1 protein-coding gene is annotated in these 1,368 nt (G+C 56.1%); it reads right to left on the bottom strand.

Features of this window, described 5'->3' with window-relative positions:
• Positions 1-1,286, bottom strand: a 1,286-nt coding sequence (locus NWQ23_RS01890; protein ID WP_306164542.1) for an IS1182 family transposase, incomplete at its 3' end; no start/stop codon positions are given.
• Between the last annotated feature and the right edge of the window lie 82 nt (positions 1,287-1,368).

The raw sequence follows: 1,368 nt of genomic DNA, 5'->3' as shown, positions 1-1,368 counted from the left end.
CCTTTGGGTCCTCGGAGCCGCATCATCCGCAGACCGATGTATCGTTTAAGGTGGGCAAACAGCATTTCAACTTTTCGTCGCTGGATGAACGAGGTCATGTAGGCGTCGGTTTTGCGGATTTCGCGAGCGACGTCTCGGGCGGCTTCGTGCACGGACCGCATGAGGCGTCTCCCGTGGTCTTTCGGGCAGCATTGCGGCTTCAAAGGGCATGCGTCGCAGTCTTGCTTGGAGGCGCGGTATCTTATGAACCCATCTTTGCCGCCATTTGCTTTTCGTGGCTTTGAGAAGTTCCGCCGATATGTTTGCAGGGTTTTACCGTTCGGGCAGGTATAGCTGTCGGTCGTCGGGTCGTAGACAAAGTCATCTCGTGAGAATGTGCCGTCGGTGCGTTTGGATTTGTCCCAGACCGGGATGTGTGGCGCGATCTTGCGGTCCTCGACCAGCCACCCAAGCATCTCCGCCGATCCATAGCCTGTATCGCCGACAAGCTTGTCGGGTTTGATCCCGAAGCGCTCTTGCACCCGATCAATCATGTCCCTTGCTGCACGCGCCTCGGCGGGCCTGATCGGGGCCGTCGGTTCAACATCCACAATGACGGCATTATCCAGATCAACCAGATAGTTGGTGGAATAGGCAAAGTAGGCGGCTCCCCCGTCAGCACCGGTCCAGCGGGCTGCGGGATCAACAGGTGAGATAAATTTAGGAATGGCATCAGTTGATGCGCCGAAGGCTGCGTCGTCGAGTGTCTCAAGATACTCATCCACGGCGCGGGATGTCAGGTCTGGCGGCAAACCTTCCTTGCTATCAACGCCACGCGTCTGATTGGCATTTGCTGGGATCAGGCTGGCATCAACACCAAAGCTGTGACCACCAACCAGACCCTCATCCATGCAGCGCTGCAAGACGGTCTCAAACAGGTGCCGGAACAGGCCGCTTTCGCGGAAACGCCCGTGACGGTTTTTGGAAAAGGTCGAATGGTCTGGCACCGGATCAGCCAGATCGAGCTTGCAAAACCACCGATACGCCAGATTGACATGCACCTCTTCGCAAAGCCGCCGCTCGGACCGGATGCCCTGGCAATAACCAAGCAAAAGCATCCGGATCATCAGTTCAGGATCAATCGAAGGACGGCCATGTGAACTGTAAAACGGCGCAAGCAGCGGTCGCACTTCAGTCAGGTCAAGGAAGCGATCAATCCCGCGCATGGGATGATCCTGCGGCACAAACTCTTCAATTGAGAACTCATAAAACAGCGCGCCTTGCGCCACTTGCCTCGGTCCCATCATCGCAATGCCCTCCACTCTCAAATCGAGTGAATCAGGGCTTCGGCAACCAATCAACTGACTTTTTCAACAGTATCTCCGCATA

This window comes from Yoonia sp., assembly GCF_030731595.1.
GTDB lineage: Bacteria > Pseudomonadota > Alphaproteobacteria > Rhodobacterales > Rhodobacteraceae > Yoonia.
This window is presented reverse-complemented; position numbering and strand designations above follow the sequence as displayed.